The organism is Corynebacterium sp. AOP40-4SA-5, from assembly GCF_052377355.1.
GTDB lineage: Bacteria > Actinomycetota > Actinomycetes > Mycobacteriales > Mycobacteriaceae > Corynebacterium.
Genome location: NZ_JBQSWS010000016.1, coordinates 56621 through 77437 on the forward strand (window position 1 = coordinate 56621; position 20817 = coordinate 77437).

At 68.9% G+C, this 20817-nt stretch carries 16 protein-coding genes and 1 riboswitch; of the genes, 12 read left to right on the plus strand and 4 right to left on the minus strand.

Features of this window, described 5'->3' with window-relative positions; all coding sequences use genetic code 11:
- Positions 1–53 precede the first annotated feature (53 nt).
- From metG to ppk2, 10 genes are all read left to right on the plus strand, one after another.
- Positions 54–1895 (plus strand): methionine--tRNA ligase, encoded by a 1842-nt coding sequence (metG, locus tag ACT3S3_RS10570; protein ID WP_301441945.1) that lies wholly within the window; start codon positions 54–56, stop codon positions 1893–1895.
- Positions 1896–1898: 3 nt separating this feature from the next.
- Positions 1899–2570, plus strand: coding sequence for a TenA family protein (locus tag ACT3S3_RS10575; RefSeq protein ID WP_444614710.1), 672 nt, complete (start codon positions 1899–1901; stop codon positions 2568–2570).
- Positions 2571–2579: 9 nt separating this feature from the next.
- Entirely contained in the window at positions 2580–3416 is an 837-nt protein-coding gene (locus ACT3S3_RS10580; protein WP_444614709.1) for a TatD family hydrolase, read from the plus strand.
- Between the two features lie 193 nt (positions 3417–3609).
- Positions 3610–4776 (plus strand): resuscitation-promoting factor, encoded by a 1167-nt coding sequence (locus tag ACT3S3_RS10585; RefSeq protein ID WP_301442727.1) that lies wholly within the window; start codon positions 3610–3612, stop codon positions 4774–4776.
- A 48-nt stretch (positions 4777–4824) separates the two neighbouring features.
- A complete protein-coding gene (gene rsmA / locus ACT3S3_RS10590; protein WP_301442726.1) occupies positions 4825–5736 on the plus strand; it encodes a 16S rRNA (adenine(1518)-N(6)/adenine(1519)-N(6))-dimethyltransferase RsmA in 912 nt (303 codons plus the stop codon).
- Positions 5733–6776, plus strand: a complete 1044-nt coding sequence (locus ACT3S3_RS10595; RefSeq protein WP_301442725.1) for a 4-(cytidine 5'-diphospho)-2-C-methyl-D-erythritol kinase — start codon at positions 5733–5735, stop codon at positions 6774–6776. Before rsmA ends, ACT3S3_RS10595 begins: the two co-directional genes overlap by 4 nt.
- Positions 6777–6808: 32 nt before the next feature.
- Positions 6809–8662, plus strand: coding sequence for an ABC-F family ATP-binding cassette domain-containing protein (locus ACT3S3_RS10600; RefSeq protein WP_441579800.1), 1854 nt, complete (start codon positions 6809–6811; stop codon positions 8660–8662).
- A 41-nt stretch (positions 8663–8703) separates the two neighbouring features.
- Positions 8704–10536: an alpha/beta hydrolase gene (locus ACT3S3_RS10605; protein ID WP_301442723.1), complete on the plus strand. Its 1833-nt coding sequence runs from the start codon at positions 8704–8706 to the stop codon at positions 10534–10536.
- A 966-nt stretch (positions 10537–11502) separates the two neighbouring features.
- Entirely contained in the window at positions 11503–11826 is a 324-nt protein-coding gene (locus tag ACT3S3_RS10610) for a putative quinol monooxygenase (RefSeq protein ID WP_301442722.1), read from the plus strand.
- 19 nt (positions 11827–11845) lie between these two features.
- Positions 11846–12718: a polyphosphate kinase 2 gene (ppk2, locus tag ACT3S3_RS10615; protein WP_301442721.1), complete on the plus strand. Its 873-nt coding sequence runs from the start codon at positions 11846–11848 to the stop codon at positions 12716–12718.
- Between the two features lie 4 nt (positions 12719–12722).
- Here ppk2 and ACT3S3_RS10620 read toward each other — a convergent pair whose 3' ends face one another.
- Entirely contained in the window at positions 12723–14618 is a 1896-nt protein-coding gene (locus tag ACT3S3_RS10620; protein WP_444615199.1) for an AMP-dependent synthetase/ligase, read from the minus strand.
- 111 nt (positions 14619–14729) lie between these two features.
- On the opposite strand from ACT3S3_RS10620, the gene ACT3S3_RS10625 reads away from it, so the two are divergent.
- Complete coding sequence (locus ACT3S3_RS10625; protein WP_301442719.1) at positions 14730–15800, plus strand: 3-hydroxyisobutyryl-CoA hydrolase; 1071 nt, start codon at positions 14730–14732, stop codon at positions 15798–15800.
- On the opposite strand, the gene ACT3S3_RS10630 is transcribed toward ACT3S3_RS10625, so the two are convergent.
- Positions 15775–16527 (minus strand): nicotinamide mononucleotide transporter family protein, encoded by a 753-nt coding sequence (locus tag ACT3S3_RS10630; protein ID WP_441579851.1) that lies wholly within the window; start codon positions 16525–16527, stop codon positions 15775–15777. The genes ACT3S3_RS10625 and ACT3S3_RS10630 overlap by 26 nt on opposite strands.
- A 9-nt stretch (positions 16528–16536) precedes the next feature.
- Positions 16537–16669, minus strand: a riboswitch (FMN riboswitch).
- Positions 16670–16827: 158 nt separating this feature from the next.
- On the opposite strand from ACT3S3_RS10630, the gene ACT3S3_RS10635 reads away from it, so the two are divergent.
- On the plus strand, positions 16828–17505 hold the full coding sequence (locus ACT3S3_RS10635) for a DUF1648 domain-containing protein (protein ID WP_441579852.1): 678 nt from the start codon (positions 16828–16830) through the stop codon (positions 17503–17505).
- 118 nt (positions 17506–17623) lie between these two features.
- On the opposite strand, the gene ACT3S3_RS10640 is transcribed toward ACT3S3_RS10635, so the two are convergent.
- The gene (locus ACT3S3_RS10640) at positions 17624–18274 is read right to left on the minus strand and encodes a TetR/AcrR family transcriptional regulator (protein ID WP_444615198.1); all 651 of its coding nucleotides are present in this window, start codon (positions 18272–18274) and stop codon (positions 17624–17626) included.
- Entirely contained in the window at positions 18264–20714 is a 2451-nt protein-coding gene (locus ACT3S3_RS10645) for an MMPL family transporter (protein WP_444615197.1), read from the minus strand. Before ACT3S3_RS10645 ends, ACT3S3_RS10640 begins: the two co-directional genes overlap by 11 nt.
- Positions 20715–20817 lie beyond the last annotated feature (103 nt).

A 20817-nucleotide genomic window follows, 5' to 3' on the forward strand; every position in this document is an offset into this window, starting at 1 on the left:
GGAAACCGTCCCCGGGTGCGCGCCTTCGTCGTGCCATGGCTTAGTCTGGTCGCATGTCGAAACACGTCCTCACCGCCGTCGCCTGGCCCTACGCCAACGGACCCCGCCACATCGGACACGTCGCCGGGTTCGGCGTCCCCTCCGACGTCTTCGCCCGTTTCCAGCGAATGTCGGGGAACAAGGTGCTGATGGTCTCCGGGACCGACGAGCACGGCACCCCGCTGCTCGTGCAGGCGGAGAAGGAGGGCGTGGGCGTCCAGGAGCTGGCCGACCGCTACAACCGCGTCATCGTGGAGGACCTCGCCGGCCTGGGCCTGTCCTACGACCTGTTCACCCGCACGACCACCCGCAACCACTACGCGGTGGTCCAGGAACTCTTCCGTGGCCTGAACGACAACGGCTACATGCTGCGCCAGACCACCACCGGGGCGATCAGCCCGTCCACCGGGCGTACCCTGCCGGACCGGTTCATCGAGGGCACCTGCCCGTTGTGCGGCGCCACGGACGCCCGCGGCGACCAGTGCGACAACTGCGGCAACCAGCTCGACCCTGCCGACCTCATCGACCCGCGCTCCAAGATCAACGGCGAGACCCCGGACTTCGTGGAGACCGAGCACTTCATGCTCGACCTCCCGGCCGTCGCCGAGGCGCTCGAAGGCTGGCTGACCACCCGTGAGGGCTGGCGTCCCAACGTCCTGAAGTTCTCCCTCAACCTGCTCAAGGACATGCGTCCGCGCGCGATGAGCCGCGACATCGACTGGGGCGTCCCGGTGCCGATCGAGGGCTGGCAGGACAACAACGCCAAGAAGCTCTACGTGTGGTTCGACGCGGTCGTCGGCTACCTCTCCGCCTCCATCGAGTGGGCCTGGCGCTCCGGTGAGCCGGACGCGTGGCGCGAGTGGTGGTCGGACCCGGAGGCCCTGTCCTACTACTTCATGGGCAAGGACAACATCACCTTCCACTCCCAGATCTGGCCGGGTGAGCTGCTCGGCTACGCCGGCAAGGGTGCCCACGGCGGCGAGGCCGGCGAGTTCGGCGAGCTCAACCTGCCGACCGAGGTCGTCTCCTCGGAGTTCCTCACGATGTCCGGCTCGAAGTTCTCCTCGTCGAAGGGCGTGGTGATCTACGTGCGCGACTTCCTGGAGGAGTTCGGCCCGGACGCGCTGCGCTACTTCATCGCCGTCGCCGGCCCGGAGAACATGGACACGGACTTCACCTGGGACGAGTTCGTGCGCCGCATCAACACCGAGCTGGCCAACGGCTGGGGCAACCTGGTCAACCGCACGGTGTCGATGGCGCACAAGAACTTCGGCGAGGTGCCCGCCGCCGGCGAGCTCTCCGCCGAGGACACCGACCTGCTGGAGGACGCCGCCTCGGCGTTCGACACCGTCGCCGAGTGTCTGGAGCACTCGCGGTTCAAGGCGGGCATCGCCGAGGCGATGCGCATCGTGGACCGCGGCAACCAGTACATCGCAGCCCAGGAGCCGTGGAAGCTGGCGAAGGACGAGTCCCAGCGTGAGCGCCTGGCCACCGTGCTGCACACCGCGCTGCAGGTGGTCTCGGACGCGAACACGCTGCTGACCCCGTACCTTCCGTTCTCCGCGCAGCAGGTCTTCGAGACCCTCGGCGGTACCGGCGTGTGGGCCGCACAGCCGAAGGTCGTGGAGGTCACCGACGATTCGCCGCGCACCCCGGTGGGTGTGGGTCTGCCGGCCGAGGGCCGCAGCTACCCGGTGATCATGGGCGACTACGACGACCAGCAGGCCCACTGGGGACGCACCGAGCTCACCGCGGGCACCCCGCTGGCGAAGCCGTCGCCGCTGTTCACGAAGCTGGATCCCGAGCTCGCCGAGACCGGCCCGTCCTGGGCCTCGGTCCAGGCCTCGGCGGAGTAGGCCATGACCTCCGGCACCCGCTTCACCGACCGGCTCCGCGCCGAGCACGCCGACACCTGGGACGCCGCGGTGACCCACCGTTTCGTCCGGGAGCTGTTCGCCGGCACGCTGCCGGACGCGCGGATGGCGGAGTACCTGGTCCAGGACTACCGTTTCGCCGACGGGTTCATGGCGTTGCTCGGCACCGCGGTGGCCACGGCGGACAACTACCCGGCCCGTCGCCGCTTCGCCCAGTTCCTCGGGGAGGTCGCCGGCGACGAGGACACCTACTTCGTCGAGGCGATGGCGGAGCTCGGCGCGCAGGACGGTGAGGGCGGGGCCGCGGTGCCGGACCGTCCGGCGACGGCGGGGTTCCGCCGGCTGTTCGCCGACGCCGCGGCGTCCGGCAGTTATGTCGCGGTGGTCAGCGTGCTGGTGGTGTGCGAGTGGCTGTACCTGGACTGGACCACGCGGCCGGAGAACACCGCCCTGGCACCCGGCGGTCGCCCGGAGCGCCACGTGCACGCCGAATGGGTGCGCCTGCACGACTACCCCGACTTCCACGATCTGGTGGCGTTCCTGCGCGACGAGGTCGACCGGGTGGGGGAGTCGGACCCGCAGACGGCCCGCGAGTACTTCGGACGCACGGTGGACCTGGAGCTGGCCTTCTTCGGGGAGTCCCTGCCGGCCAGCTAGCCTGGGGGCATGTCACGACGTAAGCCCCGCCCCACACCCGTCCCGCCGGAGGCCCTGCGGGCCCTGTTCGACGCGCACACGCACCTGGCGTCCTGCGGTGCGCAGGACGCCGCGGCGGTGCGTGCGGTGATGGACCGCGCGGCGGCGACCGGGGTGGCCGGGGTGTGCACCGTCGGCGACGGGATCGCCGAGGCGGAACTGGCGCTGCAGGCCGCCCACGCCGACGAGCGCGTGGTGGCGGCCTGCGCGGTGCACCCGACGAAGGCCGACGAACTGACCGGGGAGGTCCGCGACCGCCTGCGCGAGCTGGTGGCCGACCCGCGGTGCGTGGCGGTGGGGGAGACCGGCCTGGACACCTACTGGATCACCCACGACCCGGGGAACACCGCCTCCCTGGACGTCCAGGAGGAGGCGTTGCGCTGGCACATGGACCTGGCCGCGGAGGTGGGCAAGCCGCTGATGATCCACAACCGTGAGGCCGACGGCGACCTGATGCGGGTGCTGGCGGACGCCCCGGCGGAGCTACCGGTGATGCTGCACTGCTTCTCCTCGCCGCTGGAGGTGGCCCGTGAGGCTGTCGGGCGCGGTTACTACCTGAGCTTCTGCGGCAACGTGACCTTCAAGCGCAACGAGGAGCTGCGGCAGGCGGCGGCGCTGGTGCCGTCGGACCGTCTGCTGGTGGAGACCGATGCGCCGTACATGATGCCGGAGCCCTACCGGGGCAGCCGCAACGAGCCGGCGTACGTGGGCTACACCGCGCGGTGCGTGGCCGAGGCCCGGGGGATGGACGCGGCGGAACTCGGGGAGTTGGCCACGGCGAATGCACGGCGGTTGTACGGGATCTGAGACGGTGGTGCCCGTGTGACCTGTGGGCCGGGAGTGGCATGCGGGTGTGATCATGGTGACAGAAACGGGGGGAGAAGCCGCGATTTCTTGATCGTGACCCAATCGTTACCGTATCGTGACCAACGTTATTCGATATGGCCTGAACCGCCGCCCCTGATCCGCAGGGTCGACGCCACCGGAGGTAGAAGAGCGCGTGTCCCCCAAGAAGAAGTCCACCCTGCACCGCATCAACAGCACCAGCTCGGTCCCGCTGCGCGCGGCGACCGGCGGCATGCTGGCGGTCCTCGTCGTCGGCGGCACCGTGGTCGCCACGAACCACAAGGACGTCACCCTCGACGTCAACGGTGAGATCATGCAGGCAAGTGCGATGTCGGGGGACATCCGCGGCCTGCTCGAGGACAACGACGTCGACGTCGCCGACCGCGACATGATCACCCCGGGGCTCGACGAGAAGGTCGAGGACAACGGCACCGTGACCGTGCGCTCGGCACGCCAGGTCGCCGTGACCGTGGACGGCCAGCTCAAGGACGTGGACACCACCTCCCTGACCGTCGCCGACCTGCTCTCCGAGCTGGGCTACGGGGAGAACGCCGCCGCCCTGTCCGAGGGCACCGGCACGCAGATCCCGGTCGACGGCATGGAACTCAACATCACCACGCCGCGCGACTTCACCCTCAACGACGGCAACCCCGGCGAGGAGCCGGCGCGACTGTCCCTGGCCGCCGCCACCGTCGGCGAGGCCCTGGAGCTGCGCGGCACCCCGCTCGGCGAGGACGACGTCGTCACCCCGTCCGCCGACACCCCGCTGACCCCCGGCACCCACATCGAGGTCCACCGCGTGACCACCGACGAGGTCACCGAGGAGCGTCCCTTCGACCCGCCGGTCACGGTCAAGGAGGACCCGGACAAGCCCGAGGGCGAGGAGGAGGTCGTCGAGGAGGGCTCCACCGGCCTGGAGAAGGTCACCTTCAAGGTCACCACCACCAACGGCGACGAGACCGGCCGCGACGTGGTCGACCGCACCGAGCTGGAGCCCGCGACCGAGCGCGTCGTGGTCCGCGGCACCAAGAAGGCCTCCTCCGGCTCCTCCGCCTCCGCTGCCGCGGTGGCCGGCGGTTCGGTCTGGGACGAGCTCGTGCAGTGCGAGGCCACCGGCGACTGGTCGGCCAACACCGGCAACGGCTTCTCCGGCGGCCTGCAGTTCACCCCGTCCACCTGGGCAGCCTACGGCGGCACCGAGTACGCCCCCGAGGCGCACATGGCCTCCCGTGAGCAGCAGATCGCCGTGGCCGAGAAGGTCCAGGCGGCACAGGGCTGGGGCGCCTGGCCGGCCTGCACCTCCAAGATGGGGCTGAGCTAACAGCGGTGGTCCGGTTCCCGGCGGGCACGTGGGCTATCCTGGTCAACCGTGGAACATGAGAACAGCACGGGCGTCCGACTGCTCGGCCCCGGCGACATCCGGGAGCTGGCGGCGGAGCTCGACGTCACCCCGACCAAGCGCCTGGGCCAGAACTTCGTCATCGACCCGAACACGGTCCGCCGGATCGTCTCGGCCGCCGAGGTGGGGGAGCATGACCATGTCGTGGAGGTGGGCCCGGGGCTCGGGTCGCTGACCCTGGCGCTGCTGGAGTCCGTCGGACAGGTCACCGCCGTGGAGATCGACAAGCGCCTGGCCGGACGGCTGGAGCAGACCGTCGGCGAGTTCGCGCCCTCGCGTGCCGACGACCTCACGGTGCTCACCGCCGACGCGCTCACCCTGACCGGCGGGGAGATCGCGGAGCCCACCGCGCTGGTCGCCAACCTGCCCTACAACGTCTCCGTGCCGGTGCTGCTGCACCTGCTGGAGGTGTTCCCCAGCATCCGTCGGGTGCTGGTGATGGTGCAGCTGGAGGTCGCCGACCGTCTCGCCGCGGACCCCGGTAGCCGCGTCTACGGGGTTCCCAGCGTGAAGGCCGGTTTCCACGGCCGGGTGCGCAAGGCCGGCACGATCGGCAAGAACGTGTTCTGGCCGGCGCCCAAGATCGACTCGGGCCTGGTGCGCGTCGACCGCTGGGACGACTCCGACCGCCCGTGGCAGGCACAGCTGGAGGAACTGGGGGAGGACGCGCTGCGCCGTGAGGTCTTCGCCGTCACCGACGCCGCCTTCCTGCAGCGCCGCAAGACCTTGCGTGCGGCGCTGTCCGGTTACTTCGGTTCCGGCCCGGCGGCCGAGGAGGTGCTGACCCGGGCGGGCATCGACCCGCGCGAGCGTGGGGAGAAGCTGGACTCCGCAGCCTTCGTGGACCTGGCGGTGGCGTCGTTGGCGGGCAGGAACTCATGACGGTCGGACGTTCCGTCACCGCCACCGCCCAGGGCAAGGTCAACCTGCACCTGGCCGTCGGTGACGCCCGCGACGACGGCTACCACGAGCTGCGCACCGTCTTCCAGGCACTGGACCTCACCGAGTCCGTCACGCTCACCGTGGCGGGCGTCCACGAGGGTGTGCCGGACGACCTGGCCGAGCTCATCGGCTCCTTCACCGTCACCGGACGCGACGCCACGAAGGTGCCGGTGGGCGATCAGCTGGCCGACAACCTCGCCGTGCGCGGCGTCCTGAGCGTCCTGGAGCACTACCGTGACGGGCTCGCCGGCGTGCCGGCGGCGTCCTTCCCCGTACTGGACGTGCTGGTCGACAAGGGTGTACCCGTCGCCGGCGGCATGGCCGGCGGCTCGGCGGACGCGGCGGCGGCGATGGTCGCCACCCGCGAGATCATGCACGGCCCCGGCTTCGACCGCGTGCCGCGTCCGGACGACGACACCCTCGCCGTGCTCGCCGCCGACATCGGGGCCGACGTGCCCTTCTGCCTCACCGGCGGCACCGCCCTCGGCCAGAACCGGGGGGACGTCCTGGTGCCGGTGCTCACCCGCGGCACCTACCACTGGGCGCTGGCGATGGACCCGCGCGGCCTGTCGACCGCGGACGTCTTCGCCCGGCTCGACGAGCAGCGCGCGGCCTCAGCCCGCGGCGAGCGTCCCGACCTGCGCGCCGAGGGGCCCGAGGGTGCCCAGCGCGCGATCCTCACCGGCGACGTCGACGAGCTCGCCCGCCACCTCGACTCCGCGGTTGTCAACGACCTGCAGGCCCCGGCGATCAGCCTCAGCCCGGACCTGCGTGGCACGCTGGCCGCCGGACGCGACGCCGGAGCGTTGGCCTGCCTGGTGTCCGGTTCCGGGCCGACGGTGGCGATGCTGTGCCGCGACCGCGGCCACGCGGTCGACGTCGCGACTACGCTGGCGGCGGAGGGCGTCGGCGGCCGTGCCGTAGCGACCACCACCGCGGCGTCCTGCCGACACGGGGCGCGTATCGTAGCTGGGGCGTAACACCCCCACCGAGAGGATCCCCCCGAACCGCCATGGCAACACCGGTCAACCTGATCAACCTGGAGAACGTCGAGAAGTCCTACGGTCTCAAGACCCTGCTGGACAAGGTCAGCCTGGGCGTGAACTCCGACGACCGTATCGGCGTCGTCGGCCTGAACGGTGGCGGCAAGTCCACCCTGCTGCGGGTCCTCTCCGGCGACGACACCGCCGACGCCGGCCGGGTGTCGCGCAACAACGACCTGCGCATGGCACGCGTCTCGCAGGACGTCGACCTCGCCGGCGACACCGTCGGCGCGTCCGTCCTGGAACCGCTGGGCCTGCAGACCTACGAGTGGGCCTCGGACCCGCGGGTGCGTGAGGTGCTGCACGGCCTCGGCGTCGCCGAGCTGGGGGAGGGCGGCCTGGACACCCCGGTGGCCGGGCTCTCCGGCGGCGAGCGCCGTCGCGTGGGCCTCGCCGCGGCGCTGGTGAGGGACCTGGACCTGCTGATCCTCGACGAGCCGACGAACCACCTGGACGTCGAGGGTGTGCAGTGGCTGGCGTCGCACCTGCTGTCGCGGCGCTGCGCGCTGATCGTGGTCACCCACGACCGTTGGTTCCTCGACACCGTCGCCAACCACACCTGGGAGGTCCATGACGGGGTCGTGGACGTCTACGAGGGTGGTTACAACGACTGGACGTTCGCCCGCGCCGAGCGTGCCCGGCAGGCCGACGCCGCCGAGCAGCGCCGCGCCAACCTGGCGCGCAAGGAGTTGGCGTGGCTGCGTCGTGGCGCGCCGGCCCGCACGTCCAAGCCGCGCTACCGCATCGAGGCGGCCGAGGCGTTGATCCAGGACGTCCCCGCCCCGCGCGACTCCGTGGAGCTGATGAGTTTCGCCACCCGGCGCCTGGGCAAGAAGGTCATCGAGCTCGAGGACGCCACCGTGGCCACCCCGGACGGCCGACCCCTGGTCGAGGACCTGACCTGGCGGCTGAACCCCGGCGAACGCATCGGCCTGGTCGGTGTGAACGGCTCGGGCAAGACCACGTTGCTGCGCACCCTGGCCGGCGAGAACCCGCTGGCGGCGGGGCGTCGGGTCGAGGGACGCACGGTGAAGATCGGCTGGTTGCGCCAGGAGCTCGACGACCTCGACCCCGCCCGCCGGCTGCTCGACGCGGTGGAGGACGTGGCCTCCCGGGTGCAGATCGGCGACAAGGAGCTCACCGCCTCGCAGATGGCCGAGCGGCTGGGCTTCTCCTCGAAGCGTCAGCGCACCCCGGTCGGTGACCTCTCCGGTGGCGAGCGCCGCCGACTGCAGCTGACCCGTGTGCTCATGGCGGAGCCGAACGTGCTGCTGCTCGACGAGCCCACCAATGACCTGGACATCGACACCCTGCAGGAACTCGAGAGTCTGCTGGACGGCTGGGCCGGGACCATGGTCGTGATCTCCCACGACCGCTACCTCGTGGAGCGGATCTGCGACTCCACCTGGGCGCTGTTCGGCGACGGGCGGCTGACGAACCTGCCCGGCGGGATCTCCCAGTACCTGGACCGGCGTGCCGAGCAGGCCGCCCTGGAGAACCGGCACACCGGCAACATGGCGCTCGGCGGGGCGTCCGACAAGACGGCTGAACCTGCAGCCCCGACCGCGCCGGCGTTGTCCGCGCAGGAGGACCGCGCGCTGTCCAAGGAGCTCGGCGCGCTGGAGCGCAAGATGTCCAAGGTGCAGGCGAACGTGGACGACCTGAACCGCCGTATGGCGGAGGCCTCGGCCCCGGCGGACGGCAACATCGACACCGCGCTGCTGTCGGAACTGGACACGAAACTGTCCGCTGCCAGGGACGAGCACGAGGAACTGGAGATGAGCTGGCTCGAGGTCGCCGAGCGCAGGGAGACCGGCTGCTAGACTCACTAGCCATACATGACGTTGACGTGCGTGGAGGCTGAGTGGTGCAGGTGGTTCAGGACGACAACTCGCCCGACTTCCCCGGAGTGATCGTCCGGCAGGACCACGGGGCGAAGCCCGAGCCGGAGCACCGGGGGTTCCTGCGCGGCCTGATGGAGCCCAGCACGTGGGGGCTGGTGGTCGGTGCGTTGATGTTCGCGCTGTCGCTGACCCCCTCGCTGCTGACGCGTGACTGGTTGTTCCAGGGCGTGGCCGCCGGGCTGTCGGCGGCGACGGGCCACCTGGTCGGCGTGGTGCTCCAGTGGGTGTGGGTCCTGTGGATCCGCGACCTGGTGGAGCCGCTGATCACCGTGGTGACCCGGGGGCGGACGATTCCGCCGCGGTGGCGTCCGCGGCTGCGGGTCGCGCTGATCGCGGTCATCGTGGTCGCGCTGCTGGTGTGGATCCTCTTCGCGGTGCAGTGGCAGCAGCAGATCGCCGACATCATGGGCGACGAGGCATACTCCGCCGGCGAGTTCCTGAAGGTGCTGCCGGTCGGCCTGCTGCTGTGGGTGGGTTTCTACCTGGTGGGCAAGATCGTGGTGCGCGGCACGGTGCTGCTGGCACGCGCGGTACCCGGCCAGCACACCCGGTACGGCCTGAAGCTGCTGGTGTCGTGGGCGGTCGTCGGTGTGGTCACGGTGTTCGTGGCCGACCAGATCCTGCCGGGCACGATCCTGCGGGTCAGCGAGCGGATCTTCTCGGTGCGCGACCAGGAGATCCGCGAGGACCTGGTGGAGCCCACGGTCCCGGAGCGCAGTGGCGGGCCGGGGTCGCTGAACGAGTGGGAGGACCTCGGTGCCTACGGCACGCGGTTCACCGCGCTGGGCCTGTACAAGGACCAGCTCGAGGAGCTGACGGGACGTCCCGCCGAGGAGCCGATCCGGGTGTACGCCGGGTTGAGCAACGGCGACACCGACCGCGCGCGTGCCCTGAACGTGGTCGACGAGTTGGAGCGCACCAACGCCCAGGACCGTGAGGCGTTGATGGTCGCGCCGACGACGGGCACGGGGTGGGTGAACCCCACCGCCGCGCAGGCGTTCGAGTTGATGTTCGACGGGAACACCGCCATCGCCGCCGACCAGTACTCCTACCTGCCGAGCGCGTTGCAGTTCATCACGGACCGCAACCGGGTGCGCGAGGCCGGCAAGGAGCTGATCGACGCGGTCGCCGACTGGTGGGAGCGCCTGCCGGCGGACAACCGTCCGAAGCTCTACGTGTACGGCGAGTCCCTGGGCACCACGGCCGGCGAGGGCGGGTTCTCCGGTGTGCGTGACATCGCCTCCACGGTGGACGGTGTGCTGTGGTTGGGCCCGCCGAACAGCAACGAGCTGTGGCGGGACTTCGTGACGCGTCGTGACCCGGGGACCCGTGAGGTGGACCCGGAGTACTCCGGCGGCATGATGGTGCGGTTCGCGGAGAACTCCGAGCAGATCCAGCGGTGGATCAACGACCCGGAGGACGGCGGCACGTCCTGGGACGGTTCGCGTGTGCTCTACGTCCAGCACCCCTCGGACCCGGTGGTGTGGTGGTCGCCGAACCTGCTGTTCCGCGAGCCGGACTGGCTGAAGGAGCCGCCGGGCTTCGACCGGTCGCCGACGATGCAGTGGATGCCGATCGTCACCTTCTGGCAGGTCACGTTGGACCTGCCGCGTGCGGGCAACGTGCCCAACGGGCACGGCCACAACTACGGCACCTCCGTGCTGGACGGTCTGGTGGCGGTGGCGGGGGAGGACCGCTTCTCCGTCGACGACGTGGAGCGGTTGCGCGTGCAGCTGGACGATGCGATGGAGAACCAGGGCCCGGAGAAGGAGGTCGGTGTCGACAACGGGTGATCCGGGCCGACGCTGACTGAATTCAGTATGAGCATATAGCCATTTCTGCATCACTATTCTGACCTGGACCTACGGGTAGCGTCAGGACGGCGACCATTCGCGACCTGCCGTTGCAGCCCGTGTCCCCCGGGCGACCGATTGCTTAAGTGCCATGAACAGTGCCTATGGATAGTCAAGCCCCCTTTTTGGGGTGTGTAGTTTGGCTTGTCTAACACATGAACAACTCAGTCGGTAGGCTATGTGATGCAGCGAGGTTAATCCTTCGCTGTGAACCTCATATACTTCTATCGAAAGGCATCATCATGCTGGACATCATCGGCACCATCGTCAACTCCATCGGCGACTTCTTCAACGAGGCCATCGAGCTCGTCACCGGCTCCATCGCTGGCGCTGGCGAGTAATTCGCACTAGCGACGTTGGCCCCCGCACCTCGGTGCGGGGGCTTTCTGTATGTCCGTGTGGGGAATAGGTACGTTCCCCGACATAAGGTATGTTTAACATGTGCGGACGTGATGAACCCGCACGGAGAGCACATCTTCGTGTGTGCCTGCCTTTCGCGAATCCGCGCACCGGGCCCCTGATGAACGGGGCTGGTGCGCGGATTCTTTTATCGTTCCAGCTGTTCAGGAAGGTGAACGCCGATCGTTTTCACCCCAAACGGGGGTATATAGTCTTCCCCATGTAACAACAGCGGGACTTTCATCGGTATCGTTCCTGTAGCAGCGAGGCATGAGCAACGCCGCAGAATCTCATATACTTCTATCGAAGGGTCTTCCCATGATCGACATCATCTCCTCCATCGTTGACGCCATCGCCGGTTTCTTCACCTCCGCCCTGGAGACCATCACCGGTTCCATCACCGGCGCTGAGGCTGACACCGACGCGTAAGTCGCTCCCTAGCGACACCAGCCCCCGCACCTACAGTGCGGGGGTTTTGCATGTTCGGACACGCGTAGAATCGCCGTCATGATCCTCATCAACGTCCGATTCCGCCCGCTGCCCGAGTACGTCGAGAACTTCCGGGAGGTCGTCGCCGACTTCACCGACGCCACTCGCGCCGAGGCCGGCAACCTGTGGTTCGACTGGTTCCGCGGCACCGACGACCCCACCGAGTACTTCCTGGTGGAGGCCTTCGAGGACGGGGCCGACGGGGCCCACGTGGAAAGCGACCACTTCAAGGCCGCCTGCGAGCTCTTCCCCACGGTGCTGTCCGAGACCCCGCAGATCGTTAATACCTCCATCCCCGGAAAGAGGGAGTGGGACCGTATGGCGGAGTTCTCCGTGGAGTGACGGGGTAAACTCGTCAGACATGACGTCACGGAACGCACCTGCCGAAAACCCGACCGCGACCCGCCCGCCGAAGCTCGACAAGGTCGCCTACGAGAAGGAGCTCAAGAAGCTCCAGGCGGACCTCGTCGACATGCAGCAGTGGGTGCGGGAGACCGGTGCCCGCGTGGTGGTCATCATGGAGGGCCGCGACGCCGCCGGCAAGGGCTCGGCCATCAAGCGCATCACCCAGTACCTCAACCCCCGCTACTGCCGGGTCGAGGCACTGCCCGCACCGACGTCCCGCGAACAGGGGCAGTGGTACTTCCAGCGCTACGTGGAGAAGCTGCCCTCGGCCGGTGAGATCGTGATCTTCGACCGCTCCTGGTACAACCGCGCCGGCGTGGAGCGGGTCATGGGCTTCTGCACCGCCCCGGAGTACCGCCGCTTCCTGCACCAGGCACCCATCTTCGAGCGGCTCCTCGTGGAGGACGGCATCATGCTGCGCAAGTACTGGTTCTCCGTCTCCGACGAGGAGCAGGTCGCCCGCTTCACCTCCCGCCGCGAGGACCCGCTGCGCCAGTGGAAGCTCTCCCCGATGGACCTGCAGTCCATCACCCGGTGGGAGGACTACTCCCGGGCGAAGGACGAGATGTTCGCCCACACCGACACTCCCACGGCCCCCTGGTACACGGTGGAGAGCGAGGACAAGAAGCGTTCACGCATCAACGTGATCAACCACCTGCTGTCCTCCGTGCCGTGGGAGAAGGTCGAGCACACCCCGCCGCACATCCCCGAGCGCCCGGAGGTGGCCTCCGACTACGAGCGTCCCCCGCGTACCGAGTTCCGCTACGTGCCGGACCTGGCGTCGAAGCTGGAGCGCAAGCCCAAGAAGAACAAGAAGAAGGGCAAGTAGCCCCTCAGGCGTAGTGCGCCTCGATCTCCCGCTCGAAGTGCTCGTGGATCACCTTGCGGCGCAGCTTCAGTGACGGGGTGACCTCCTGGTACTCCACGCCGAGGTCACGGTGCAGGATCGTGAACTTCTTCACCTGCTCCCAGCGGTTGAGGTGGCTGTTGAGCTCGTCCACGTAGCCCTGCACCATCTCCCGGGTCTCCGGGGCACGCACGATGTCCTTGTAGCTGCCCGACAGTCCCTGGCGTGCGGCCCAGGCTGTGACCGCCTCGTCGTCCAGGGTGATCAGCGCGGAGACGAAACTGTGGTCGTCCCCCACGGTCACGATCTGACTGGCCACCGGGCAGAGGCCCTTGAACTTCGCCTCGATCTGGGCCGGTGCCACGTACTTGCCGTTCGAGGTCTTGAACAGCTCCTTCTTGCGGTCGGTGATCCTGACCCGGCCCTCCTCGTCGATCTCGCCGATGTCACCCGTGGAGAACCACCCGTCGGCGTCGAGCACCTCGGCGGTGGCCTCGGGGTTGTTGTGGTAGCCGTCCATCACACCCTGCCCGCGCAGCTGCACCTCCCCGTCGTCGGCGATGCGCACCTCCACGCCGTCCAGGGGCGGGCCCACGTAGCCGGCCCGGTAGGTCTGCGGCCGCGTCAGACAGGACGCCGCACTCGACTCGGTCAGCCCGTACCCCTCGAGGATCGGCATGCCGGCCGCGCCGAACCAACGCGCCACGTCCGTGTTCAACGCCGCCGAGCCGGAGATGAAGTAGTGCACGTTGTTGCCGAAACGTTCCCGGATCTTCGACATGACCAGCTTGTCGCCGATCTTCGCCTGCAGCCGGACCCACGTGCCCGCGGAGCCGACGCCGTTGTCGGCGTCGAAGACCTGCACGCCCACCCGGCTGGCCCAGTGGAAGAGCTTCTCCTTCACCCCGCCCTCGTTGGCCATCATCGTCGCCACACCGTTGTAGGCCTTCTCGAAGATGCGCGGGGCCGAGCCCATGAACGTCGGCTTCACCACGCCGAGGTTCTCCACGATCTTGTCGATCCGCCCGTCGATGGCGGTCTCGAAACCGATCTGCAACGGCAGCACGAGCAGCAGCTTGCCCATCACATGGGCCAGGGGGAGCCACAGGAACTGCTTGTCGTCGATGGTGAGCAGGTCCTCCGGCCCGGAGTTGGAGGTCTGCTCGGACGCGTGCGCCTCGAACACCCACACGCGGTGGGGGAGCCGCACACCCTTGGGCCGTCCGGTCGTCCCGGAGGTGTAGATCAGGGTGGAGAGGTGCTCCAGGGTGGTGGCGTCGATCCGGTCGTCGACGGCGGTGGGGTTGGCGTCCATGTACTCCCGGCCGGTGGCGCGGAGCTCGTCGAGCGTGACCGCCCATCCGGTAGCGTCCTGCGCGAGTTCCGCGGGGACCTCACCCTCCAGCAGGACCACGGTGCCCACGTCCGGGATCGACTCGCGCAGGGAGAGGAGCTTGCCCAGCTGGTCGGCGTCCTCGGCGAAGACCAGGCGGGAGCCGGAGTCGTCGAGGATGTACGCCACGTCGTCGGCGATGGAGGTGGGGTAGACCGTCACCGTGGCCGCGGAGGCGTACATGATCCCGTAGTTCGCCAACGCCCACTCGTAGCGCGTTGAGCTGGCGATGGCGACGCGGTCCTCCGCCTCGATCCCCAACGACATCAGTCCGCCGGCGACCTCGGTGGCCTGCGTCCCGAGCTCGGCCCAGGTGACGGCCTCCCAGGTCTCGTCCCCGCCCGCGTGCGACACGGGGTAGCTGTAGGCCCTACGGTCGGGTGTGGCCCCGATACGGTTGCGGAGCATGTGCCCCACGGACCGGACCGCGGGGTCGATGCGCACGGTGGCGGGCGCGGGGGTGGGCGCTGGGCTGGGCGAAGGTGTCATTCGGACTCCATCCGGGACGAAGGTGTGCTTTGTGTCACGATAGCAAAATGACTGTGTGGTGACCGGTGTTTCCCGAAGCATCTTCCGCGGTTCCGTGCCACCATGGCCGACATGGCTTCCGCTACCTCGTCCCCGTACCCCGAAAGTCCTCTCGTGCGTGTCGAGTCCCTGCACGGCACCGGCATCGTCACCCTCGACCGGCCGAAGGCGCTCAACGCGCTCAACCACGAGATGATCAACGCCGTCGCCGCCGCGCTCGACCGGTTCAGCGACGACGCGGACGTCCGCCAGGTGCTGCTGTGCTCGGCGGGGGAGAAGGCCTACTGCTCCGGCGGGGACGTGCGCTCCGTCCGCGAGTCAGACCTCACCGGCGACTACACCGCCGGCGACGACCTCTTCCGCGACGAGTACGACATGAACCACGCGCTGGCGACGTTCCCGAAGCCCACCGTCGCCCTCGTCGACGGCATCACCATGGGCGGCGGCCTCGGCGTCTCCGCACACGCCGACGTCCGTGTCGTCACCGACCGGACGTGGGCGTCGATGCCGGAGATGGCGATCGGCTTCATCACCGACGTCGGCATCTCCCACGCCTTCACCCACCTGCCGAACGTCCCGGAGGACGCCCGGACCGCCGTGGGCCTGTTCCTGGCGACCACGGGTTACCGCATCACCGCCGCCGACCTGCTGTGGAGCGGCCTGGCGACCCACCGTCTGCCGGACGGTGAGGCCGAGCGCTTCCAGGACGTCCTGCTGCAGGACGGCCTGGACGCCGCGCTCACGCTCACCCACCGCCCCGAGGAGGCGTCCTGCCTGGAGGAGAACCTCGGGTGGATCGCCGAGACCTTCGCCGGCGACGACTGGGCGGCGGTCGACGCGCGCCTCGCCGCGGCGTCCGGCGACTTCGCCGAGGAGGTCCGCGGCCTGCTCGCGCCCGCCAACCCGCTGTCGCTGTTCGCCGCGGCCGTCCTGCTGAACCACTCGGCGGACGCGACGCTGCGCGGCGCGCTCGACGCCGAGTACGCGCTGGGACGCCTGCTGCGCCGCCAGCCGAACTTCCCCGAGGGGGTGCGCGCCGTGCTGGTCGACAAGGACCGCGACGCCCACTTCACCCCGGCCAGCGTCGCCGAGGTCACCGACGAGCAGGTCGGGGAGCTCAGACGGACAGTGGCTCAGGCGTGACCTCGGCGCTCCTGCGCTGAACCCGCACCCAGACCACGAAACCCCAGGCCACGAACACGCCGTAGACCAGGTAGAGCACGGCGCTGGGGTAGTAGCCGGCGGTGAACAGCAACGGCACGCCGACGACGTCCACCGCGATCCAGATCAGCCAGAACTCCGTCCAGCCTCTTGCCATGCCGAAGGTCGCGAGCAGCGAGCCGGTGAAGATCCAGGCGTCCGCCCACGGACCCCAGGACCCCAGTGCACTGAACACCCACGCGAAACCGCAGGTGCCCACGACCGCGACCACGAGCATGCCCACCCGCTCCCGGTTCGACGCCCAGTGCGGCTGCACCGCCTCGTAGGTGTCCGCCGGTTCCGAGAGGATCGAGCGCGACGGGTCGGTGTCCGCCGGCTCGCGCAGCCCGGCGGTCTTCGCGCGCTGCCACTGCCACCAGCCGTAGACGCTGACGATGAGGAACATGACCTGGCGTCCGGCCTGCCCGTAGAGGTCCAGGTCCTGCGGGGTGTGGAAGACACCGCCGAGGAAGACGGTGAACAGCAGGACGTTGCCCGCGATGCCCACCGGCCAGGCCCACACCACCCTCCGCATACCGCCGATGGCGGAGGCGATGCCGAAACCGTTGCCGATGATCTCGCGCCAGAGGACGGCGGAGTCGCCGATCGTCCACTGGGCGTTGAGGAATGTCGTGAGGCCGTCCTGGAGGGACGACAGTACTGCGGACATGAGGTGTCCAGCCTTTCTCTCCCGTCCGGACTATGACCGTCGGCCCCGGAATTACACCGGGTCTGCTTGACCCACCTGGTGGAGGTGGCGCTCGCGGGCTTTCACCGCCGGTGGGGACTTCCACCCCGCCCTGAGAATGCTTACCGACGTCACGTTACACCTGCCGCGACGGCGTGTCGGAGGTTAGGCTCATTCGGACTGATACTCTCTGAGAGCATGTCGGCGGAATCACACGAAAAACCTCGGAAAGCAGACCACCCGCCGGTAAAGATGCCGGGCCACCTCTATCTACTGGCCGTGGTGCCGCCCGTTCTGGCCGCGTTGGCCCTGGTCGCGTCCTACGGCTCGCTGCCGGACCCGATGCCCACGCACTGGGGGTTCACCGGCGAACCGGACGCCTGGGCGCCGAAGTCGATGGGGACGCTGCTGGTCAACATCCTGCTCGGGCCACTGCTGTGCGTGCTGGCGATGGCCGGTGCCGGAGCGTTCCTCCAGATGCACTCCGGCACCCTGTTCGAGCCGGGCGGATCGAAGACGCTCGGCGACGCTCGACGGCATTGGCACGAACTGCGCGTGATGCAGCCGCTGTTGGGCTGGTACTGCGTGATGCTGTCGACCTCGCTGACGCTGCTGATGCTCGGCCTGAACGCCCCGTGGCTGCGCAGCATCGCCGGGCTGCTCGACGCCCTCGGCATGCTCGGCATCCTCGCCGCCACCATATGGCTGTTGGTGGTGGGCGGACGTAAGTCGGACGCCATCGCCAAGAAGTATCCCCACTCCGACGGACGGCGGCGACGCTGGCTGCTCTTCGTGGAGATCCCCGGCAGCGACCGGGTGATGGTGGACACCGGCAGCGGCACGAACTTCACCTTCAACGTCGCGACCAGGGGAGGACGCATCGGCGCAGTCGTCCTCTCACTGATCATGCTCGCGACGGCGGTGCTGCTGCTGTCGATGGCGGTCGCGGCGCTGCTCTGAGCGGGCCGGGGCGTCCCGAACGCACAACGACGGTTTCCGTCCGGCGTCCGGGGCGAAGTGGCTACTTCGTCCCGGCCGTTAGACAGAAACCGTCGTTGGCAGTTATCGGCAGGTCGCGTCAGGCGCCGAAGCCCTCGCGCAGCAGCCCGAACTCCTCGTCGATGATCTCCGAGGCGTTGCGGTCGGACGACGCCCACCCGGGTGACAGCACCATGCACGCGCGCTTGTCGCCCACGGCGCTGGCCTCCACCGCGATGGAACCCGCCGCGAGGGACGAGATCAGCATCAGGGCGGTGGCCTGGCGGCTCATCGTCGACTCGGACCGCTTGTGCAGGGCGTCCAGCAGTCCGTCGGCGATGTGCAGAACCCGTTCCCGGTCCTCGCGGCCGGTGCTGTAGCTCAGGTGGTCGCCGATGGAACGCAGGTTGAGCAGCGTGCCCGGGTCGTCGGACGGGGTCCCGTCCTCGTCGATGCGGTCGGTGATGAGCCGTCGCAGGATGTCGAGGGGGTGCTCCTCGGCCGGGGCGTCCTCGACCTGCTGGCGCAGTTCGTCGATGGTCTCCTCGATGAAGAGGAGCAGGGCGTCCTCCCTGCGGGGGAAGTAGTTGTGGAATGTCCGGGTGGACACGCCGGCCCGCTCGGCGACGGCGGCGACGGTCATGCCGTCACTGCCCTCGGCGAGCAGGAGCTCGGCGGACGCCCGGGCGAGGGCGCGCCGGGTCTCCTCCTTCTTCTGCTCCCGCAGCGAGAGTGCTTCCTCAGCGGCCATCGGTCTCACCGGGCTGGTCGGCGTCCTGAGCGCTGTGCTCGCCGTGGGTGCCGTCCGGGGTGTCGGCGCCGACGGCGGCGGGCTGCTTCTCGTGCTTGCCGGTGGTCCCGGTGTCCTCCGGGGCCTCGAGGCCGACGAGGCCCTCACCCTCGACGTCGACGCTGGGCAGGATCTTGTCCAGCCACTTCGGCAGCTTCCACGCCCGGTCGCCGAGCAGGAACAGCACGGCGGGGACGATCGTCATGCGGACCACGAAGGCGTCGATCAGCACGGCCATGGCCAGGGCGGAGCCCATCACGGCGATGAACGGCTCGTCCATGAGGATGAAGGCGGCGAACACCGAGATCATGATCAGGGCGGCGGCGGTGACCACGCGGGCACCGTGCTTGAAGCCGTTGGCCACCGCGTTGCCGGCGGTCTTGCCGTGGACGTAGCCCTCGCGCATGCGGGTCACCAGGAACACCTGGTAGTCCATGGCGAGTCCGAAGACGATGCCGATGAGCATGATCGGCAGGAAGGAGATGATCGGCTGCGGGTCGTTGGTGATGCCGAGCCAGCCCCACTGCCAGATGCCCACGGTCAGGCCGAAGGTGGCGGCCACGGACAGGGCGAAGCCGAGTGCGGCGATCAGCGGGACCCACAGGGAGCGGAACACGACGACCAGCAGGACGAACGCGAGCACCACCACGATGGCCACGTAGGGGATGAGCACGTCGGACAGTCGGTCGGAGATGTCCTCGAAGATCGGGGTCACGCCGGTGACCGAGTAGTTCGCGCCGGTGTCGGCGGCGAAGGTGGTCTCGGCGTCGCGCAGGGCCTGGAGGGTGTCGTTGGTGGCCTCGTCGGTGGCGCCGGTGGTCGGGGTGATCAGAACCTGGGCGGCGGTGCCGTCCTCGGAGACCTGGGCGATCTGGGCGTTGGAGACGCCGTCGACCTGGCTGATCTGCTCCACGGCGGTGCCGAAGGCGGCCATGCCCTGCTCCGGGTCGTCGGTCTGGACGAGGGCGACCATGGGGGCGTTACGCCCCGGGCCGAAGTCCTCGTTGACCCACTCGGAGGCGGTGCGCTGCGGGCTGCCGAGCTTGGCGGAGTCGTCGGTGGGCATGGCGAGCTGCAGCCCCAGGGCGGGGATCGCCAGGATCACGAGCAGCAGCACGGAGCTCAGGGCGAAGACCAGGGGACGCTTGCGGATCTGGCGGACCCACTTCAGGCCCATGGTGGGCTTCTCGTCCTCGGGGTCCGGCGCCTTGACGAACGGGGCGCGTCCGGCGAAGGACTTGGTGCCGAAGGCGCCGAGGATGGCGGGCAGCAGGGTGATCGCCACGATCACGGCGATGAACACGGTCAGGGCCGCTGCCAGGGCCATGGCGGTGAGGAAGGGGATGTTGATGATCGACAGCGCGGTCAGCGCGATGATCACGGTCAGTCCGGCGAAGCAGACGGCGGAGCCGGCCTTGCCCACGGCCAGTCCGGCCAGGTGCGCGCGTTGCCGGTGCGTGGTGCCCTTGATCGCCTGGGCGAGTTCCTTCGGTGTCATGTTGTTGCCGCCGGAGAAGGCGACGAGTTCATTCCTGAACCTGGACACGATGAACAGGGCGTAGTCGATGCCCACGGCCAGGCCGATCATGGAGGCCAGGGTCGGGGTCATGTTGTTGATCGAGTCGGTCAGTGCGGTGCCGGCGTAGATCAGCATGATGCCGGTGCCCACGCCGACGACGGCGGTGATCAGCGGCAGTCCGGCGGCCACGAAGGAGCCGAAGGTGATGATCAGCACGAGAGCGGCGACGGCCATGCCGATGAGCTCGGCGGTGCCGCCGATCTCCTGCACCTGGAAGACGTTGCCGTTGTAGGAGACGTCGAGGTTGTCGGTGACGGCACCGTCGAGGGTGTCGGTGACGGCGGTGATGTCCTCGCTCGAGACGTCCTGGGCGGTGTCGCCCTGGAAGGTCACGGTGAAGGTGCCGGTGCGGCCGTCCTCGCTGAGCGGGGAGAGTGCCTGCAGGTCGGCCTGGATCTGCTCCTCGGGCATGCCCTGCTCGGCCTTGGCCGCGGTGAGCTGCTGCTCCATGCCTGCGGCGGCGGTCACCGGGTCCACGATGGACTCGGTGTCGACCAGGGCGTCCTCACCCTGCAGGTCGGCGATGAGGGCGTCGAGGTCGGCCTTGGTGGCGGGGTCGGTCAGGGAGCCGCCTTCGGGGGCGCGGACCACGACGGTGCCGGTGGGGGCCTCCATGTCGTCGCCGTCGCCGGGGAAGAGCTCACCCATCTCCTCCTGGGTCTCGACGGATTCGAGCCCGGGGATGGTGAAGGACATGGAGGTGGGCTTCATCATGGTCGCGGCGGCGGTGCCCGCACCGATGAGGAGCAGGAGCCAGACGGCGATGAAGCGCCACCGGTGGAGGTATGCGGATCGTCCGATCCGGTAGAGGAGTTTAGCCATGCGCGATATTATTGCACTCTCCACGCAAAATTGCACCATCAGTGCACAGCTATGTTTCTAGCAGGGTAAATGGGCTCTTCGCGATACGGAGTGCATAGCTGAC

What these genes read in the sequence shown, in the direction of transcription:
- ACT3S3_RS10575 (WP_444614710.1), top strand. Translation starts at nt 1,899, where the DNA reads ATGACCTCCGGCACCCGCTTCACCGACCGGCTCCGCGCCGAGCACGCC.
- ACT3S3_RS10640 (WP_444615198.1), bottom strand. Translation starts at nt 18,274, where the DNA reads ATGGCCGCTGAGGAAGCACTCTCGCTGCGGGAGCAGAAGAAGGAGGAG.
- ACT3S3_RS10610 (WP_301442722.1), top strand. Translation starts at nt 11,503, where the DNA reads ATGATCCTCATCAACGTCCGATTCCGCCCGCTGCCCGAGTACGTCGAG.
- ppk2 (WP_301442721.1), top strand. Translation starts at nt 11,846, where the DNA reads ATGACGTCACGGAACGCACCTGCCGAAAACCCGACCGCGACCCGCCCG.
- metG (WP_301441945.1), top strand. Translation starts at nt 54, where the DNA reads ATGTCGAAACACGTCCTCACCGCCGTCGCCTGGCCCTACGCCAACGGA.
- ACT3S3_RS10625 (WP_301442719.1), top strand. Translation starts at nt 14,730, where the DNA reads ATGGCTTCCGCTACCTCGTCCCCGTACCCCGAAAGTCCTCTCGTGCGT.
- ACT3S3_RS10580 (WP_444614709.1), top strand. Translation starts at nt 2,580, where the DNA reads ATGTCACGACGTAAGCCCCGCCCCACACCCGTCCCGCCGGAGGCCCTG.
- ACT3S3_RS10645 (WP_444615197.1), bottom strand. Translation starts at nt 20,714, where the DNA reads ATGGCTAAACTCCTCTACCGGATCGGACGATCCGCATACCTCCACCGG.
- ACT3S3_RS10630 (WP_441579851.1), bottom strand. Translation starts at nt 16,527, where the DNA reads ATGTCCGCAGTACTGTCGTCCCTCCAGGACGGCCTCACGACATTCCTC.
- ACT3S3_RS10620 (WP_444615199.1), bottom strand. Translation starts at nt 14,618, where the DNA reads ATGACACCTTCGCCCAGCCCAGCGCCCACCCCCGCGCCCGCCACCGTG.
- ACT3S3_RS10595 (WP_301442725.1), top strand. Translation starts at nt 5,733, where the DNA reads ATGACGGTCGGACGTTCCGTCACCGCCACCGCCCAGGGCAAGGTCAAC.
- ACT3S3_RS10600 (WP_441579800.1), top strand. Translation starts at nt 6,809, where the DNA reads ATGGCAACACCGGTCAACCTGATCAACCTGGAGAACGTCGAGAAGTCC.